Source organism: Citrobacter sp. Igbk 14, from assembly GCF_028069825.1.
Classification (GTDB): Bacteria; Pseudomonadota; Gammaproteobacteria; order Enterobacterales; family Enterobacteriaceae; genus Citrobacter.
In genome coordinates this window covers 1-1,933 of the sequence record NZ_JANEWM010000134.1, presented here as the reverse complement: position 1 = coordinate 1,933, position 1,933 = coordinate 1, and the positions used below count along the sequence as shown (strand labels likewise).

The window sequence follows — 1,933 nt, the reverse complement described above, 5'->3', positions numbered from 1 at the left end:
CAGTTAATATGGTATTTTGATTCATTTCTATTCTCCCTACATAGTCAGAGAATAATTTATTGGGCGTCTCAATATTCCAGCCATTACCAAGCGTAAGATTCAAATCAATTAATTCAGTTGTTCTTAATGTTAATTCAATGCGTAATTTATCTTTTGACCAGTCCAGTAAACCAGCTTTAACGAATTCGTCTGCCATCTGGTGCCCTTTTTTGCCAGATGTATGCTCATCATATTTTGAATAAAATTTCAGGCTCCAACGACGGGAGTTTTTCCCTAAGTAAACAGTGCCACCTTTACCACAGGCGCGACCGTGGCGAGTTTTAGCTTTAAATTCTGCGGCATATAACCATGCGCGGACATTTTCTAATGTTGACAATGAATACATGTAATTGATATCGATGCGCGAGATCTTAAATTGCCCTTCCATGACCTGCCGATAGGATGGTAGATCATGAGGAATATGCAGTAATGCCAATATTCTGGCGTAAGCTGTTAACACCAACCCTTGCAAATCGTCGGAACCGATAACAGAGTGACCTTGCAAAAACTTTGATGGATTACCGTCAATGTAGAGATGTGTTGCCCGACCTTCACCATCAGATCCAACAGACCTTACTTTCATTGTGGACTCATGCGAACCGCGAACGGTCAACCGTTTTACTGTTTCCCACTCCACTGCACCGTCAGCATCGACGCTGACGACACTACCAGCCGGTAACGGTCGGTGTGTGCAAGGCAGGATTCCGGTAAACCAGTCGATCATAAGTAGTCACACCCATCAAAATATGTGTCAATAGTCATTTGTGAGCAGATTGAATGGTCACAATGTAATATGCTCAGATCTGACAGTCAATACATTTGCAATGTTTAAATTGTCAGAAATGAGCATCAAATCTAACTATTGAAAAACCACTGTTAAGATGGAGCCAAGTAGATGGGCAACAATGAGCATGAAGTTATGGCGGACAAACAGAGAGCAGAACGTATCAAAAAGGTAATTCTGGAACACTCGACTTATGAAGAACTGGCCGAGAAGACTGGCATTAGCGTGAGTACGCTGGTCAGGATAGCGTCCGGCAAAACTGAACCTAAATTCAGTGACATCATTCAGATAGCTAAAATTACGGGTGCAGACTTAAACACCTTAGCTTATGGCTATGCTCTTGATGTTAAAGAAGAAGCTACCGAGCGGAAGCTAATCACTTCTGCGGATGGATATACTGATGAAGAAACCACTAACGCACATAATTTCATCGTGTGGAACATCAGGACACTGGAAAAACAAGATATTCTGGCACTCGCAAGGCAGGTTTCTGCCTTAAGTTCATACACTTACAGTACTAAAATGTTTATGAAAAAAGCGGTGTCTGGAGAAGAGTAAAAGGATTAACAGTCTCAGGAATGAGACAAACGTGCAGTATTACCTACACTGCACGTTCCAGATTTGAGCGAATTTTGGACAGGAAAAGGATCGAAGGAATGAGCAGTAATAGTGAAACAAATGGCATTGAACTGGTTTTCGTCGGTGTTGCCGTTTTCTTCTTAGTTATCATGGGCTGGCTGATGAAGACATTTGATGTTGAATGGCAAACAGCTTTAGAAACAGCCCCAAGCCTGATTGCCTGGCTTGTTGTTGTCGGCGGCGGGATCTTTTTCGGGATCAAGATGGAAACGGGCCTTGTTCGCTGGGGTACCCCGCTGGCCATTGCCCTTCTGATTCCGGTTTTCAAACCAATTCTTGAGGAAGCTGCCGGAGTTCGTGACATGGGCGGATTGGTTCTCAATAATATGGTTTCGTGGTACGGAACTGGCTGGGGAATGTCTCTAATGTTCTTCGGAATTCTTATCATCGGATACGGACTACTTTATTGGTGGCACAGAAGAAATTCATATTACTGGTAGTTCCTAATAAAAATAGTCAAAAATAAAAAGA

At 42.6% G+C, this 1,933-nt stretch carries 3 protein-coding genes; 2 read left to right on the top strand and 1 reads right to left on the bottom strand.

The features are described from left to right. On the bottom strand, window positions 1-763 hold a 763-nt coding region (locus tag NNN64_RS22750; protein ID WP_271442873.1), incomplete at its 3' end, for a phage/plasmid replication protein, II/X family. Between the two features lie 171 nt (window positions 764-934). Here NNN64_RS22750 and NNN64_RS22745 point away from each other — a divergent pair. Together NNN64_RS22745 and NNN64_RS22740 are read left to right on the top strand one after the other, a co-directional pair. Next, window positions 935-1,381, top strand: a complete 447-nt coding sequence (locus NNN64_RS22745; RefSeq protein WP_000527682.1) for a helix-turn-helix domain-containing protein — start codon at window positions 935-937, stop codon at window positions 1,379-1,381. Between the two features lie 98 nt (window positions 1,382-1,479). Then, window positions 1,480-1,902, top strand: a complete 423-nt coding sequence (locus NNN64_RS22740) for a hypothetical protein (protein ID WP_271442872.1) — start codon at window positions 1,480-1,482, stop codon at window positions 1,900-1,902. Window positions 1,903-1,933: the final 31 nt, after the last annotated feature.